The following is a 13,919-nucleotide window of genomic DNA, read 5'->3' on the forward strand; positions in this document are numbered from 1 at the left end:
CCACCACACCGGCCCCCTCGGCCACCGCCTCCCCGATCCCCAGATCCACGCCCAGCCTCACCCGCTGCCCGACCTCCACACCCACCGCGCTCCTCCAATTCCCGCACCGACCACACCAAGGCGCGCCACGCTACCCGACACCCCCCCACCCCCCGTTGTCCCCAACCAGGGACACCGTCCCTGATACGAGACAACCGAACCCGCCCCGAGAACCAGCGCCCCACCACCCGCCGCGCCGAACACGGCTGATCCCCCGACGACTCCTCACCGCCGAAGCCGAGACCGAACCGCCCCAACTGCTGCGCACCGCCCCAGCCCCCGCGGCACGACAACGCTCCCGGCCCCCACCCGGCCCGCTACGCCCTCACCGCCCTCCTCCTGCTCGACGCCGTCGCCGACAGCGCCTCCATCGGCTTCCTCCACGACCTCGACCACACCCGCGCCCCCTGTACCTCCTTCTGCAGGACCCTCACCTGACCGGCCACCGCCAAGCTGTCGCTACCATGGCCGGACCCACGTCGACCGCCGTCGAGAGAATTGGGCAGGGGGAGTCATCAACCACATACACGTGCGTACCGGCGTCCTGCGGCACTCCGCCGAGCGCTTGGCCGAAGCCGCCAGGACGGCCACTCCGGCCGGACACTGGCTCGACAACAGTCGTACCGCCGCCGACGGCCTGTCGGCCTGGCAGTCCGGACCGGCACTCAAGGACTGCGCCGACGCCTGGCAGAAGCACATCAAATCCGTCGTCGACCAACTCCACACCTATTCCCGCCAGTTGCACGACTCGGCGCACAGCTACGACAAAGCCGACCAGGAACACGCCCGCCGGCTGAACTCCGCCCTCGGCGATCTCGAAGCCCCCGGAGCCGACGCCGCAGGGCCACGGCAGTGACGATGACCATTGCCGCACTCAGGTCCGCCAACAGCATCGACGTCGAAGCCGCCGCCCACTCCTGGCTCTCGCTCTCCAAGCAGGCTTGGCGGGCCGTCAACGACATCCACGCCAACGGTGTCGACCCGCTCAAGGAGAACTGGAAGGACCGCGTCGGCGAGGCCGCCGGCAAGAGGCTCCAGGAACAGGCCCAGATCCTGGAGGCAGGGGCGGACATCATGCGCGGTGTCGTCATGGTCCTCGACGGGCTGAGCACCTGCATCACCCGGGCGAAGCTGACACTGAACTCCGCGCTCGACATGGCCAGGAAGCACGGCCTGACCGTCGACGAGACGACCGCCACCGTCAAGACGACCGGCGGCGCCGCGCCCTCGGACGACACCGTGGTCCAGGAGATCAACGCGATGCTCCAGGAGGCGCTGCGCGACGCGTCGCAGGCGGACAAACTGGCCGCCCAGGAACTGCGCAAGCTCGGCGCGGCGACCTGTGAGACCGACCCGCGCAAGGCGCTCGACGACCTCCAGGGCGAAGCATCGAGGATCGAGCTGTCCATGTACACCGGGGGCATCCCGGACGGGAAGGATCCCCGGCTGGTCACCGACTGGTGGAATTCGCTGACCGACAATCAGCACAAGCAGCTGATGCTCTCCGATCCGGTCACGCTCGCCAACCTCCCGGGTATCCCCGAGGACGTGAAGGTCGGCCTGCGCGGCGGCCCGAACGCCAAGTACGACCGCGCCAAGACGGTGCAGTGGGCGCTCGAGCACTGGAACGACAAATCCAGGGACGTCTTCGACGACAACTGCACCAACTTCGCCTCCGAAGCGCTACGCCAGGGCGGTCTGCGCGGCAAGGGCGACGGATTGTGGGGCTGGCGCGGGGACGACACCTGGGGCCGCAGCGAAGACGCGGGCGGGGGCTGGCTCGACCAGCGGGTCGACTACTCCAAGAGCTGGGCCGGCGCACAGAACATGCACGACTTCATGATGCGCCACGGCGGCCAGGAGGTGGCCCCGAACGAGGTGAAGCCCGGGGACCTCGTCTACTACGAGGAGGACTCCGACCACGACGCCGACGACAAGAAGGGCGTCATCCACCACACCGCGGTGGTCACGGCGGTGGCCCCGGACGGGGACATCCGCTACACCCAGCACAGCGGCGGCCAGCAGAACGCGAGCGTGGACGGCCGGATCGACGGCTTCCAGGAGCACCGCGGGCACCAGAAGCTGCACTACGTCCGCGTGAACCCGAACTGGTACTAGTCGCATGAACGATGAACAGCGTTCCCCCCGGTGGCTCCGGGCCCGTGGCCCCCTGCTGCTCGCCTGCCTCGGATGGGCCTGCACGGTGCCGACACTCGTCGCGGACGGCGACATCCACGAGCTCGTGAGCCGCTGCCTCGACAGCCCGGGAGCCCCCGCGTACGTACTGCCGCTGAGCTGGGCGGGCCTGGTGCTGGCCGTCGGCGCGGTGTGCTGGGGCAGCTGGCAGCTCGTCACCGGCGTGCGGTCCAGGACGCTCCGGCTCAGCCTCGGGCACGCCCTGCTGTGCGCGGCGCTGCCGGTGGCGGCCATCGGCGTGCCGTTCCAGTACGCCCTCACACAGACCGCCGCGTACGACACCGGGACACGGCCGAGCCCCTGTTTCGGCCACGGCCCACTCGTGGCCGCGGCCGACCCGACCGCGGCCGGTCACCCACAGGGCCAGGGGTCGACCTCGGCCGTCGGGTAGCGCGACAGAGCCCGCCAGGCGCAGGCCAGGTCGAAAAGCCAGGCACCTGGAATCGCCCGGATCGACGTGCACGCCGGGCGTCGTGCGGGAGGTGCTCGCGAGGTGGACGGCCTGGTCGCCGAAGACGATATGCGGCTCGGGGATCCTCAAGATCCCGCCCTTGCCGGTACCGCAGGTGCCCGCGCAGCGAGGTTCCGCAGGCGGGGCGGGGCGGGTGGGGAGTGTGGCGCGCTCAGGCCCGTAGGGCGGCGAGTTCGGCTGCGACGGATGCCGCTTCCCGGGCGCCGAGGTCCTCGTACACCGCGAGGGCGTCACGCAGATGCCCGTCCGCCGCGTCGACCAGCCCGAGGTCGCGTTCGCACCGGCCGATGCCGAGCAGGGCCGCGCCCGTCTGGGCCGGGTTCCCCAGTTCACGGGCCAGTGCCAGTGCCGACTCGTGGTCGGCCAGCGCGGACGACGGGTGCGAGGGACGTCGCAGCCTGCCGCGGGCGTCCAGGGCCTGCGCCTCGCCGTGCCGGTCTCCGATGGTCCGCGCCATGGCGAGTGCGTCGTCGAGGTCGCGGGCCGCGAGTTCGCGCTCGCCCGAGACCAGGCGGGCCTCGGCCCGGGTCCGGAGCGTGTTCCCCTCGCCCCGCCGGTCGCCCAGTTCCTGAGCGATGAGCAGGGAGCTCTCCGCGGCGGTGCCGGCCTGGAAGAGGTCGCCCCGGAGCCGGTGGGCCGCGCTCAGGTGGCGCAGCGCGTGCGACTGGGCCCGCCGGTCGCCCAGCTCCCGGGCCAGGCCCAGCGCCTCGTGGTGCGCGCGGGCCGCGCCGGCCGCATCGCCCTGGGACCGGCGGACCGCCCCCAGGTAGTTGAGGCTGTAGACCTGGCCGCGGCGGTCCCCCAGCTCGCGCGCCGTTCGCAGGGCCTCGCTCTGCAGGTCGAACGCCTCGTCCGTCCGGCCGGTCAGCGACCGCAGCACGCCGAGCGCGTGGATGATGTAGATGCTGCCGCGGCGGTCGCGTATCCCCCGGGAGAGCGCGAGGGCCTGTTCGACGAGGCCGGTCCCGGAGTCGTACCGGCCGGTCTGGCGGTGGACGATCCCGAGGTTGGCGAGGGCGACGGCCTCGCCCCGCCGGTCTCCGAGATCGTGGAAGAGCTCGGCGGAGCAGGAGAGTTCGGCCTTGGCCTCCTCGTAGCGGCCGACCAGGCGGTGGGCCACGCCGAGGTAGTTCAGGGCGCGGCACGGCGGCCGCGAACACGGCGGCGGCGAGCCCGCGACGTAGGGGACTGCGGCCGGTGCGGTTGCGAGGGCCGCGATCTGCCATGGTGCTCTTTCATCCGTCTGGCCCGGGGCCGTGGAGGACGCCGGCGCGCCCGCCCAGGCGCAGGCCCATGCAACCCGGCGGCGCACTGCTTCGGCCGTAGCTCGCGGGAGCCACGTGCCGAACTGCACCCGTCCAGCCGCACCGACCGCCGAGTCCTCGCCCCACGGCGGCTTCGGGCCGCCGCACGCAGGCCATCGGGCCCCCGCCCGGCGCTGCCGCGACGAACGCCCGTGCGCCGCCGGCGAGCGCCGGGGGAGTCGTTCGCGGACGCGAGCAGGCACGCACGCCTGCGACGGACAGCCGGGCCTACGGCGTACCGCCCTGCTGACGGCTCATCCACTCCTCGATCGCCCGCTCGGTCCCGGCGAGTTCCTCGGTCGGGCTGAACTGCAGCAGCTCGGTGCCGGCGTCCACGTACGGCCGGTGTCCCGGCGGCTGGTAGAACGCGTCACCGGCCTCGTACACCTCCTCCCGGTCCCCGGAGGCGACCCGGCGGCCCGGGGCGGGCGGCCGGCTGGTCCGTCCTGCCGGCTGGTCCGTCCCGTACCGCGTCGTCGGGCGGCGCGGATCCTGTCAGGCCGACCCGGGGTCTGTCCGGCCCGCGTGGTCGAGGAGGTGCTCGACCCGGTCGGCGACGATCTCCGGCTGCTCGGCCATGATGAAGTGGCCGGAGTCGACCGTTTCGAACCGGCCGTCCGGCAGCGACTCGGTCCAGCTCCGCTGGTGCGCGGCCAGCTCGGCGTGGTGCCGTGCCCGGCCCCTCTGGGGTCGGGAGGACGAGAGCAGGACGGTCCGGCACGTGGGCGGGGCGGGCGGGTCGGCGCGGAAGCGGGGGATGGCCGCGGCCACGGCCTTGATCTCCTTCCTCGTCTGTGCGGTGCCGGACGGGACGAAGTCCTCGGCGAGCATGGCCGCGTAGGTGTCCGGCGGGAACAGCCGCGCGATGTTCCCGCTGGCCAGGCGGGCCAGCGGGCGGAAGCGGAACAGCGCCTGGGTCACGGCCAGTGAACGGTCCACCTTCACGGCGGTCCGGTCGAAGGTGTCGTAGACCGGCGCGCCCTCCGCTGCCGGATCGAGCAGCAGCAGCCCCCGCAGCCGCCGGCCGAACCCCTCCACCGCGCGGCGCGCGACCAGCCCGCCCATGCTGTGCGCGACGAGCACGAAGCGGTCGGGGACAACCGCCTCGACCAGCGCGGCCAGGTCCGCGGCCAGGTCCTCGATGCTCAGCTGGGTTGTCGTCCGGCCGCTGCGGCCGAAGCCGGCGCGGTCGTAGGCGACCAGCCTCGCCCGGTCCGCGAGCCGCGGCAGCACCGGGTCCCAGCAGGTGCGCCCCATCCCCCCGCCCGCCTCGAAGACCACCCAGTCCGCCCCGCTGCCGGACTCCTCGACATGGACGGTCCGGCCGTTGACCCGCACCGCCCGCCCCGCTGCCTGACGCATGCCTCCCCCAAACTCACCGTTTCCATTTTCGATAATAGTACCGAGTATGGAATCGTCAAGCCATGGACACCACCGACGTACTTCTCCACCCGGTCCGCCTGCGGGTGGTGCACGCGCTCTCCGGCGGCCGGGTACTGACCACCGCGCAGCTGTGCGAGCGCATGCCCGAGGTGCCGAAGGTGACCATGTACCGGCACGTCGCACTGCTGGCCGAGGCGGGCTTCCTGGAGGTGGCCGACGAGCAGCGGGTGCGTGGCACCGTCGAGCGGCACTACCGACTGCGCCAGGACCGCCCGGTCGTCGATGCCGACGCCGCTGCGGCGATGACGCCGGAGGACCACCGCCGGGGCTTCGCCACCGCCATGGCCGTCCTGATCGCCGAGTTCAACGCCTACCTCGACCGCGACGGCGCCGACCCGGTGGCCGACGCGGTCTCGTACCGCCAGGGCACGCTCTGGCTCAGCCCGGACGAACTCGCCGAGATGACAGCCGAGTTCCTCGCGGTGCTGAGCCCCCGGCTGGCCAACGGGCCGGCACCCGGCCGCGCACCCTACCTGCTCAGCCCCATCCGCTTCCCCGTAGGTCCGCCGTCCTGCGACGAGGCGCGGCCCTGAGGTTGACGGCGCCGCCTCCGATCGGAACCGAACCTCGGGACCGCCGACGGAGGCGACTGGGTTTCGCCGGTGCGGATCCGGCCGACGTCGAGCAGGTGCCCGTGCCCGTGCCCGTGCCCGTGCCCGTGCCGCACCGCCGGCCTCACCCCGGGCCTCCTGCTCCCGGTGACGGCCGCCGCGGCCTTGTGCCAGCGACCGCGACGCCGGCCGGGACCGGCGCCGAGGCGTTCACCGGGCGTAGTCGACCTCGGGGAAGTGGGGGGAGGGAGCGTCGAGCAGCCGCCCCCGGTCGCGGAGGTGGAGGTCGAAGAAGGCCCGCGGGTAGGCGCGTTGGAACGCCTGTGCCCGGTGCCCGGGAATCGTCCCGACCTCTTCCTCCAGATCGGGTGGTGACATGCCCAGGAGGGGGCCGATCAGCGGCAGGATCAGCACGTCGTCGCCGAACGACCGGTGCGCGGCTCCCCGCACGGTCAGGTGCAGGCGCCAGCCGCGCAGACGCGACCAGAACGCGCGCAGGGCGGGGTTGTTCTCCATGCCGCCCTTGCCCGGGGTGTCCACGACCAGGAACGGACGGTCGAGTCCGGCGTCCACCACCGGGCCCGCCGCGCCCCCGTCCAGGCTCATTCCCGCCGTGATCCGCCCGTCGGCGAGCATCGTCGCGGCGGTGGTGGCGCCGCCCAGGGAGTGGCCGAGCATCCCGACGCGCCGCAGGTCGAGCGCCCCGCGCAGGCCGGCGGGCAGCGGGGTGCGGCAGACGCCGGGGTGGCCGGCCGAGCGCAGGACGGCGAGCCGGTCCAGGACGAAGCGGATGTCGGCGGTACGGACCGCGAGGGCCTTGGCGTGGTCGCTGACCCCGCCCGGCGGATTCGTCTCGACGCGTCCACCGGGGAAGGCGACCGCCGCCGCGTCGTAGGTGTGGTCGACGGTGACCACCAGGAAGCCGTGACCGGCGAGGTCCTCCACGACGCCGGTGCCGAACGACCGTGACGCGTCGGCGCCGGGGGAGTAGAGCACGACGGGCAGGGGGCCCGGCGGGCCGCCGACGGGAGCGCCCTCGCGGCCGTGGGTGTCTCCCAGCCCCACCCGGCCGGGAGGCAGGCCGAGGAGGCCCAGGTACCGGTCGGCCGCCCCCGGAGGCATCCAGGCGACGGTGGGGCGGGCCGCGCCGCCGCGGGCGGGGTACCAGATGCTGATCATCAGCTCACGGCAGGGGCGGGAGGGCACCCAGGGGTCCGGCCGCGCGGTGTCGGCCAGGTGCAGCGCGACCGTACCCAGCGGGTACGGCCCGTTCGGGGCGGGCAACTGGAACCGCACCGGTTCCCCCTGCCCCGGGCGCGCGGCGGCCGCCGGCGCGAGCGGACCCGGGACCACGGCGGCGGCCAGACCGGCGCACGAGGACAGCAGTGTTCTCCGATTCATGCGCTCCACTGTCGCGTCCGACGGCCCCGACGGCTTCGCCCCCGGGGAGGAACCCGGTGTCAGCCCAGGAGGGTACGGCGGGCATCGGCCGCGCGGATGACTCAGCCTGCGAGATGACGTCCTTGGGGCTGACAGGCCCCGGGCCCCGCTTGGATAGCGTGGCCGGCATGGGTGATGGGCAGTCACGGCCGCTGGTGGCCGGACGTCTGCGGGACGGACAGTGGCACGGCGTGGACACGGCCGCGGCCGTGCTCCTGGCCCTGGCGTTCGGCGCGAGCCAGACGCGCAGCGGCGGCTGGGACGCGGGAGCCGTGGCGGCGGCGGTCTGGCTGCCGGTCGCGGTACGGCGCAGATGGCCCGTCCGGGTTCTGTACACGGTCCTGGCCGGAGCGGTCCTCGCCATGGCGTTCACCGGATGGGAGGAGTCCTGGGTTCCCGTCGGGGCCGCCCTGTACACGGTGGCGGCGCGGGAGCCGCGGCGCCGCTCCGCCACGGCGCTCGGCTGCTCGCTGGGCGCCGTCGCGGCGGCCGCGGCCCTCGTACCGCGACCGGTCCCGGCCTCCGGGGTCGCGTGGGGCGTCGTCTTCGCGTCGCTGATGATGACCCTGCCCTGGCTGGTGGGCACCGCGCTGAGAGAGCAGCGCTCGTACGCGCAACTCGCCGCCCGACAGGCCGTGACGGACGAGCGCCTGCGGATCGCCCGCGAGCTCCACGACGTGGTGGCCCACCATCTGACGGTCATCGCGGTACGGGCCGAGGTGGCCCGTGCGGTGGCCCCCACCGACCCGCAGGAGGCCGAGCGCACCCTCGCACTGGTCGGGACGGCGGGCCGGACGGCGCTCACCGAGATGCGCCGCATGCTCGGCGTTCTGCGATCCCCCGGTGACGGAGCCGAGTCGGGGCCCGCCCCCGGTCTGGCGGACCTGCCCGCGCTCGCGGACGGCGCGGGCCCGCGCGTGGAACTGTCCGTCGACCCGGATCCACCGCTGCCTGCGGGGGTGGAACTGGCGGTCTACCGGATCGTCCAGGAAGCCCTCACCAACGTCGTCAGGCACGCGGGATCGGCCAACTGCCGGGTGAACCTGTCCCGGACGGGCCCCGAGGCGGTCGAGATCGAGGTCGTCAACGACCCACCGCCCCACCTCCCGCCCCGGCGCCCCGGCGGCGGACACGGACTCATCGGCATGCGGGAACGGGCCGCCACGTGCGGCGGCACCCTCACCGCCGGCCCCCTCGCGACAGGCGGATTCCGCGTGCACGCACGCCTGCCCTGCGGACCGGAGACAGCACGGTGAACAACCGGCCCGTCAGCGTCCTCATCGCCGACAACCAGGCGCTGCTGCGGGCGGGCTTTCGCCTGCTCATCGAGTCCGTGCCGGACCTCACCGTCGCGGGCGAGGCCGCCGGCGGCGAGCAGGCCGTCGAACTCGCCCAGCGGCTGCGGCCCGACGTCGTGCTGATGGACATCCGGATGCCGGGCATGGACGGCCTGGAGGCCACCCGGCGCATCTGCGCGGATCCGGACGCCGCCGGCACCCGCGTACTGGTCCTCACCACGTTCGACCTGGACGAGTACGTGTACGCGGCACTGCGCGGCGGAGCCAGCGGATTCCTCCTGAAGGACATCCTCCCCGCCGACCTGCTGACAGCCTTGCGGGTGGTCGCCTCCGGCGACGCCCTGCTCGCGCCCGCGGTCACCCGCCGTCTGATCCACGAGTTCGCCGGACGCCACGAGCCGCACCCGCGACTCACCCGGGAACCGGCGGGCGTGACCCCACGGGAACGGGAGGTCCTCCGCCTGGTGGCCCGGGGACTGCCCAACCCCGCGATCGCCGAACACCTGGGGCTGAGCATCGCGACCGTCAAGACACATGTCCGCCGGCTGCTGGCCAAGCTCCACGCCCACGACCGGGCCCAGCTGGTCGTCATCGCCTACGAGACAGGCATGGTCACACCCGGCGGGAACCTCCCCTCCACAGACCGACGCCCCACCGGCCGGGACGGCACACCCGAAGGGGACACCCCCGGCGGCACGTAGACCCCGCGCACGGCTTCCGCCACGTCGACGACCGCGGCACCTCGCGCACGCTCCTCGGCCCGACGCCCTCCATGGCGTCTCCCCGACCCTCCAGTACCGCCGAGCAGATGCCGACCCCTGGGCCGCAGATGCGACAGACGCCCAGGAGGGCGTTCCGCGGGATCGACGGGGCCGACGGCCACCACGGCGTCGCCCTGGTCACCACCGCCCGCGCCGGCCGGCCGCCTTCGGACGGGGCCTCGAAGGCAGCCCTCCGGACGACCCGGCCGTCGTCGCGGGCGAACCTGTCGCCAACGCCCCCCGGCACGCAGGCCCCGCACGGCAGAGGGCGCGGCTCAGCCCCGCGGCGGACGGAGGCCGGCCGAGGCCGGAGGCCGAGGACCAGGACCGCCATCGTGGCCGGGCCCGCCGCGGCCAGGGGCCCCGGCCTGCCCTGGGAGCGCACCCTGCTGGTCGAGACCTCCGGGGACCACTGGGCGGACGCCGCCTCCGTACTCGCCGGCGCCCGCGAGACGATCATCCTCAGATCCGGCAGTCAGGCAGGCCAGGTGACAGGGAAATGAGCCTGAACCCGCCCTGCCCGCCCGGCCGAGGCCCGGCCGCCCCGGTGCGCACCAGCGCGGTCAGCCGCCGCTCTTGCGGCGGAAGTTGCGCTTGCCGCCCGCCGCCGCGTGCGCGCCGTGGATCTTCGAATCGCCGTTCGGACCGCCGGCCGTGCTCCCGCCATTGGCGCCCTGCTTGCGCTCCAGCGCGGCGAGGAACTGGGCCTTGACGTCGTCCTGGGCGTCGGCCGCGGGAACCTCGACGGTCGGGCCGGCCTCCGGCCTCTCGGGGTTCTCGGGGTTCTCGGGTGACGCTACGCCGCTGCTCATACAGGACCTCCTGGTGGGGTGGTGTCGGGTCGATGCCTTCACGGGACACCATGTCATGCCCCAAAACCGACCCGGCCCACCAGGCCGCCCCGAGGGCCTCCAGCCGCCGCTCGACCTCACTGACCGCTGGCGGCCGGACGCTCGGGGAACCGGTTCGGGCGACGGCGTGCGAGCCGGTCGCGCGGACCCAGCAACTCCGCCAGGCGGTCCGCGAATTCGGTGAGCCAATCCAACCGTGATCCGCTGCGGGCCATGCGGAATCCGTGGCGGCGGCCCCAGAACGCGGCCTGGACGGCATGGAACTGGGCCCACCGCCGGACGCGTTCGCGATCGAGTTCCGCGGCCTCGGCGAAGATGTCCAGGGTGCGGTCGACTGCCCTGCGCAGGTCGTCCGCTTCGAGGAGCACCAGCGCGCGGGACTTGAGCAGCGTGCCGCCGTCGTAAGCGGGGTCTCCCACATACCCCTTGGGGTCGACGGCCAGCCACGGCTCACGATCGGCACGCAGGATGTTCCCGGAGTGGAGGTCCCCGTGGACGAGGAGGTCCGGCTGGATGCGGCCCAGCTCACCGACGGTCGCCACGGCGGCGTCCACCACGTCGCGTGACATTGTGTGCGCCAGCTCCTCGGCATCCTTGCGCAACTGCTCTTCCCAGGGACCGGCCTGATCCCGCAGCCGGGGCAGACCGGGCGGCGCGGGGATGGCCAAGCGGCGATTGATCCGCCCGGCGACCGTCACCACCTCCTCGCCGTCCTCGACCTCCGACAGCGTCGACGTTCGGGCCCGCTCCAGCAGCATCGCGAACCGCTCGTCATCGCGCTCAAGCAGCAGGACGGCTCCGCGCCCGCCCCACGCCGCGAACGCGTCGGGCTCGTGGACGTTGCCGGGATGCGGAAAGGACACCTTCAGCACAGCGGTCCCCCCGGCCCGCCGCCGCACCGGGATGATGACCCCGACACCCCCGTGCATGACCTCGCCGTCCGGCACGCACCCCCAGCGCCCCAGCAGCTCGGCCACAATCTTGGGCAGTTCGGCGAGCCACACCGCTCCGGACTCTCCCTCGCGCTCGATGGTGCTCCGCGCAAACGCCCCTGGCATCTCGATCATTCGGGCACCTTACGGCCAGCCGCCGCCGCCACCAGGTAACCCTCCAGCCACGGAGATCACATCTACGGCTGGGGTATCAGCGCCCTGCGTCCTCGACGCCAACCCCGACATCGACCCCGCCGTGATCAACACCCTCGCCGGCTGCGGGTGGATCGCGAAGAGCCAGCCGCTCTGCCTGATCGGCGACTCCGGCACCGGCTAGTCCCACATGCTCATCGCCCTGGGCGCAGGGCGCGGCGCCACGGGCCGGTGCCGGCCGTGCCCGGGGGGCGTGGCCGGCACCGATGAGCCGGGCCGGAGCGAATTCACGTCACGGAAAAATTCGACGACGACCCAGGTGATGGGACTTGCGGTGACGCGGACGGGAGAACCCCGTGCGGGGCCCGCTCCGCCGGTTCTTCAGAGGATCCGGATGGAGTTGACCTTCGGCGGGCGGTTCGGGTACGAGATGTCGGTCCAGCGGTTGACCCTCACCGAGTCGCCATTGTCGTCGGAGTAGACCAGGTCGTTGTTTCCCGTGGAGATCCGGTCGACCCACCACCCGCCGAAGCCGATCGACCCGCCGTTCGCGTAGCAGTCGACGCTGTCACGGCCGTCGAGGTGCGACCAGATCTTGAGGAAGTCGTTGCGGCTTCCGTCGCACGGGATGTGGTCGATGGCGAAGGCACTGCCGGACGGCACGGCCACGGTGAGCGTGGCCGCCGCGGCGAAGGCCGCGGCCATCGAACCCACGGCTTTCCTCGCGTTCGAGAACATAGGTCCTCCCCAGTCGGATGAAATTACGAATCAAATTCCGCTGTGCAACAAGTTTCTGTTGCATCGTGCCCGATCAGTATCCGGGCCGTTTTTATGAGGGTCAATCGAACACGCCTCGACCCAACATGTTCCAGGCCATTTCCATGCGGGATTTCCGCAAGGCGTGGGGTGCTTCGTTCTGGTGTGGCCCGAGAGGTTCCGGGACCGGGTGGCCGCAACGTCGACCGAAGGCCGCCCGCCGCCCGTCCTGACACGGGGAGATCGCGGAACCACCGCACGCGCCGGACCAGTACCCAAGAGCACGTGGCCGGAAAAGGGACCACACGGAGGCCGGCCGGCCACCAGGGCACCGGAACAGTCCAGCCTTCCCAGCAGCGCGAGGCCGCGCCGCGCCGACACCCGCGGACCAGGCGGCAGACGGCCGGCTCGAAAGGCGTGGAAGGTGCCGCGGGGAGGCGTAGGGTCTTCCTAGCATTTCAAGCTAGATAAATAGGCATGTGGGTGGTGTGGGTGTGTTCGTGACGACGGGGCAGGCCGGGACGGCGTTGGGGTGTTCGATCCCGACGGTGAAGAAGCTGATCGCCACCGGCGTGGTCCCCGGTGTGCGCGGGAGCGGCCGGCAGGTGTTCCCGCTGGCCGCGCTCCAACTGCTGCAGGCCCGCCCGGCAGCGGACCTGACCGTGTTCGATGCGGCCGAGGTGGCGGTGCTGCGTTCGGACGCCCCGGCGCGGGTCGAGGAGCCGGACCGGGAGTGGATCGGCTTCGGCACGGCACTGGACGAGGCGCAGCTGCTGGCCGCGCTGTCCGGTTGGTGGCGGTGCGACCCGGCGCGGGTCACGGCCGGCGCGGTGCTGCCGGTGACGGTGGCGGGGTTCGTCGTCGCGGTGCTGACCGGCCTCACCGCATGTGAGGCCGACGGCACCGCCGGCACCGCCGGCCGGGTCCGATTCCAGAAGGCAAGGCTGGCCGGCTACCTGAGGGACCTCACCGCCCCCGCCAACGCGACCACCCCCACCGATCCCGAGGACGCCCGCCTCGCCGGCCTGCTGCTCGGCACCCGCCTGCCGTCGCTCTCCGGCGGCCCCATCGCCTACGTCCCCACCCGTCCGACCACCACCGACCAGATCGCCGTCGAGGGGGAGTGACCGCTGATGGACCGCAAGACGTACACCGCGAAGGTCGCCGAGCTGCGCCCGCTGCGCGAGGAGATCGGCAAGGCCGAGAAGACGGTCGCGGCCGCGCAGGCCGCGCTCGACAAGCTCAACCTGCAGCGCGCCCGCCGGATCACCGAGCTCGCGGGGTACGAGGGCGCCCAGGCCGCGCCGATCGCGAAGGCATCCGGGCTGACGCTGGCCGACGTCGTGCGGATCGCCCCGCTGCTGGACCCGACCCCGGCCGCCGTCCGCGCCGCCAAGGCCGACGACCAGGCCACCGTCACCGCTGCGCCCACCCCGGCGCCCGCAACAACCGAGGCCGAGCCGGCGGCCGAGCCCGCCACCGCCGTGGCCCCGGCGCTGACCCGCCCCGCCGCCGTCGTCGAGCAGCGGGCTCCGGCGCTCGAGGCGTCGGTCGAGGTCGAGGACCAGGCCGTCGTCGAGCAGCCCGCCCCGGCCGTGCCCGTCGCTGCCGCGCCGGTCGCTGTCGGTCCGCGTGAGCTGCCCGCCCTCCCCGAGGGCCCGGCGGGTGCCCGGTTCGAGGCCGTCACGACGGGCCTGGTGTCCAAGCGCCCGAACTTCGTTCA

The 13,919-nt window shown here is 73.2% G+C and carries 15 protein-coding genes and 2 pseudogenes; 10 read left to right on the forward strand and 7 right to left on the reverse strand.

Annotation, left to right across the window (positions count from 1 at the left end; translation table 11 throughout):
• Window positions 1-568 precede the first annotated feature (568 nt).
• From IH61_RS0138400 to IH61_RS0138410, 3 genes are read left to right on the forward strand one after another with little or no spacing between them, the layout of a single operon-like run.
• The gene (locus IH61_RS0138400) at window positions 569-895 is read left to right on the forward strand and encodes a type VII secretion target (RefSeq protein WP_031078771.1); all 327 of its coding nucleotides are present in this window, start codon (window positions 569-571) and stop codon (window positions 893-895) included.
• Window positions 896-897: 2 nt separating this feature from the next.
• Window positions 898-2,157 carry an amidase domain-containing protein gene (locus tag IH61_RS0138405; protein WP_031078772.1) on the forward strand — a complete coding sequence of 420 codons (1,260 nt, stop codon included), beginning with the start codon at window positions 898-900 and terminating at the stop codon, window positions 2,155-2,157.
• Between the two features lie 4 nt (window positions 2,158-2,161).
• Entirely contained in the window at window positions 2,162-2,626 is a 465-nt protein-coding gene (locus tag IH61_RS0138410; RefSeq protein ID WP_031078774.1) for a hypothetical protein, read from the forward strand.
• Between the two features lie 232 nt (window positions 2,627-2,858).
• On the opposite strand, the gene IH61_RS0138415 is transcribed toward IH61_RS0138410, so the two are convergent.
• From IH61_RS0138415 to IH61_RS43675, 3 genes are all read right to left on the reverse strand, one after another.
• On the reverse strand, window positions 2,859-4,214 hold the full coding sequence (locus IH61_RS0138415; protein ID WP_107057349.1) for a tetratricopeptide repeat protein: 1,356 nt from the start codon (window positions 4,212-4,214) through the stop codon (window positions 2,859-2,861).
• Between the two features lie 25 nt (window positions 4,215-4,239).
• Complete coding sequence (locus IH61_RS47535) at window positions 4,240-4,398, reverse strand: hypothetical protein (RefSeq protein WP_158845809.1); 159 nt, start codon at window positions 4,396-4,398, stop codon at window positions 4,240-4,242.
• Between the two features lie 108 nt (window positions 4,399-4,506).
• Window positions 4,507-5,373 carry an alpha/beta fold hydrolase gene (locus IH61_RS43675; protein WP_078911715.1) on the reverse strand — a complete coding sequence of 289 codons (867 nt, stop codon included), beginning with the start codon at window positions 5,371-5,373 and terminating at the stop codon, window positions 4,507-4,509.
• A gap of 62 nt (window positions 5,374-5,435) precedes the next feature.
• On the opposite strand from IH61_RS43675, the gene IH61_RS0138430 reads away from it, so the two are divergent.
• Complete coding sequence (locus IH61_RS0138430) at window positions 5,436-5,987, forward strand: helix-turn-helix domain-containing protein (protein WP_031078781.1); 552 nt, start codon at window positions 5,436-5,438, stop codon at window positions 5,985-5,987.
• Window positions 5,988-6,215: 228 nt separating this feature from the next.
• On the opposite strand, the gene IH61_RS0138435 is transcribed toward IH61_RS0138430, so the two are convergent.
• Complete coding sequence (locus tag IH61_RS0138435; RefSeq protein ID WP_031078783.1) at window positions 6,216-7,406, reverse strand: alpha/beta hydrolase family protein; 1,191 nt, start codon at window positions 7,404-7,406, stop codon at window positions 6,216-6,218.
• A gap of 167 nt (window positions 7,407-7,573) precedes the next feature.
• Between IH61_RS0138435 and IH61_RS0138440 the strand changes: the two genes are divergently transcribed.
• From IH61_RS0138440 to IH61_RS47540, 3 genes are all read left to right on the forward strand, one after another.
• A complete protein-coding gene (locus tag IH61_RS0138440) occupies window positions 7,574-8,701 on the forward strand; it encodes a histidine kinase (protein WP_051838720.1) in 1,128 nt (375 codons plus the stop codon).
• Entirely contained in the window at window positions 8,698-9,444 is a 747-nt protein-coding gene (locus IH61_RS0138445; RefSeq protein ID WP_037973963.1) for a response regulator, read from the forward strand. Before IH61_RS0138440 ends, IH61_RS0138445 begins: the two co-directional genes overlap by 4 nt.
• A gap of 395 nt (window positions 9,445-9,839) precedes the next feature.
• On the forward strand, window positions 9,840-10,007 hold the full coding sequence (locus tag IH61_RS47540) for a hypothetical protein (RefSeq protein ID WP_158845814.1): 168 nt from the start codon (window positions 9,840-9,842) through the stop codon (window positions 10,005-10,007).
• Window positions 10,008-10,067: 60 nt separating this feature from the next.
• Here IH61_RS47540 and IH61_RS0138455 read toward each other — a convergent pair whose 3' ends face one another.
• Window positions 10,068-10,316 (reverse strand): DUF5302 domain-containing protein, encoded by a 249-nt coding sequence (locus IH61_RS0138455; RefSeq protein WP_031078790.1) that lies wholly within the window; start codon window positions 10,314-10,316, stop codon window positions 10,068-10,070.
• Window positions 10,317-10,432: 116 nt separating this feature from the next.
• Window positions 10,433-11,422, reverse strand: coding sequence for an aminoglycoside phosphotransferase family protein (locus IH61_RS0138460; protein ID WP_078911717.1), 990 nt, complete (start codon window positions 11,420-11,422; stop codon window positions 10,433-10,435).
• Window positions 11,423-11,516: 94 nt separating this feature from the next.
• Between IH61_RS0138460 and IH61_RS46580 the strand changes: the two are divergent.
• Window positions 11,517-11,621: pseudogene (locus IH61_RS46580) on the forward strand (AAA family ATPase); the annotation flags it as partial.
• A 200-nt stretch (window positions 11,622-11,821) separates the two neighbouring features.
• Here IH61_RS46580 and IH61_RS0138470 read toward each other — a convergent pair.
• Window positions 11,822-12,178 (reverse strand): beta/gamma crystallin domain-containing protein, encoded by a 357-nt coding sequence (locus IH61_RS0138470; RefSeq protein ID WP_031078792.1) that lies wholly within the window; start codon window positions 12,176-12,178, stop codon window positions 11,822-11,824.
• A 566-nt stretch (window positions 12,179-12,744) separates the two neighbouring features.
• Between IH61_RS0138470 and IH61_RS47995 the strand changes: the two genes are divergently transcribed.
• The gene (locus IH61_RS47995) at window positions 12,745-13,323 is read left to right on the forward strand and encodes a DNA-binding protein (RefSeq protein WP_234327519.1); all 579 of its coding nucleotides are present in this window, start codon (window positions 12,745-12,747) and stop codon (window positions 13,321-13,323) included.
• A gap of 6 nt (window positions 13,324-13,329) precedes the next feature.
• A pseudogene (locus tag IH61_RS0138480) lies at window positions 13,330-13,919 on the forward strand (hypothetical protein); the annotation flags it as partial.

Origin of the sequence: Streptomyces sp. NRRL WC-3742, from assembly GCF_000720635.1 — a bacterium.
GTDB lineage: Bacteria > Actinomycetota > Actinomycetes > Streptomycetales > Streptomycetaceae > Kitasatospora.

Excerpts from the sequence above, each read along its gene's own strand:
- IH61_RS0138405 (WP_031078772.1), top strand. The coding sequence starts at position 898 with ATGACCATTGCCGCACTCAGGTCCGCCAACAGCATCGACGTCGAAGCC.
- IH61_RS0138410 (WP_031078774.1), top strand. The coding sequence starts at position 2,162 with ATGAACGATGAACAGCGTTCCCCCCGGTGGCTCCGGGCCCGTGGCCCC.
- IH61_RS43675 (WP_078911715.1), bottom strand. The coding sequence starts at position 5,373 with ATGCGTCAGGCAGCGGGGCGGGCGGTGCGGGTCAACGGCCGGACCGTC.
- IH61_RS0138430 (WP_031078781.1), top strand. The coding sequence starts at position 5,436 with ATGGACACCACCGACGTACTTCTCCACCCGGTCCGCCTGCGGGTGGTG.
- IH61_RS0138435 (WP_031078783.1), bottom strand. The coding sequence starts at position 7,406 with ATGAATCGGAGAACACTGCTGTCCTCGTGCGCCGGTCTGGCCGCCGCC.
- IH61_RS0138440 (WP_051838720.1), top strand. The coding sequence starts at position 7,574 with ATGGGTGATGGGCAGTCACGGCCGCTGGTGGCCGGACGTCTGCGGGAC.
- IH61_RS0138455 (WP_031078790.1), bottom strand. The coding sequence starts at position 10,316 with ATGAGCAGCGGCGTAGCGTCACCCGAGAACCCCGAGAACCCCGAGAGG.
- IH61_RS0138460 (WP_078911717.1), bottom strand. The coding sequence starts at position 11,422 with ATGATCGAGATGCCAGGGGCGTTTGCGCGGAGCACCATCGAGCGCGAG.
- IH61_RS0138470 (WP_031078792.1), bottom strand. The coding sequence starts at position 12,178 with ATGTTCTCGAACGCGAGGAAAGCCGTGGGTTCGATGGCCGCGGCCTTC.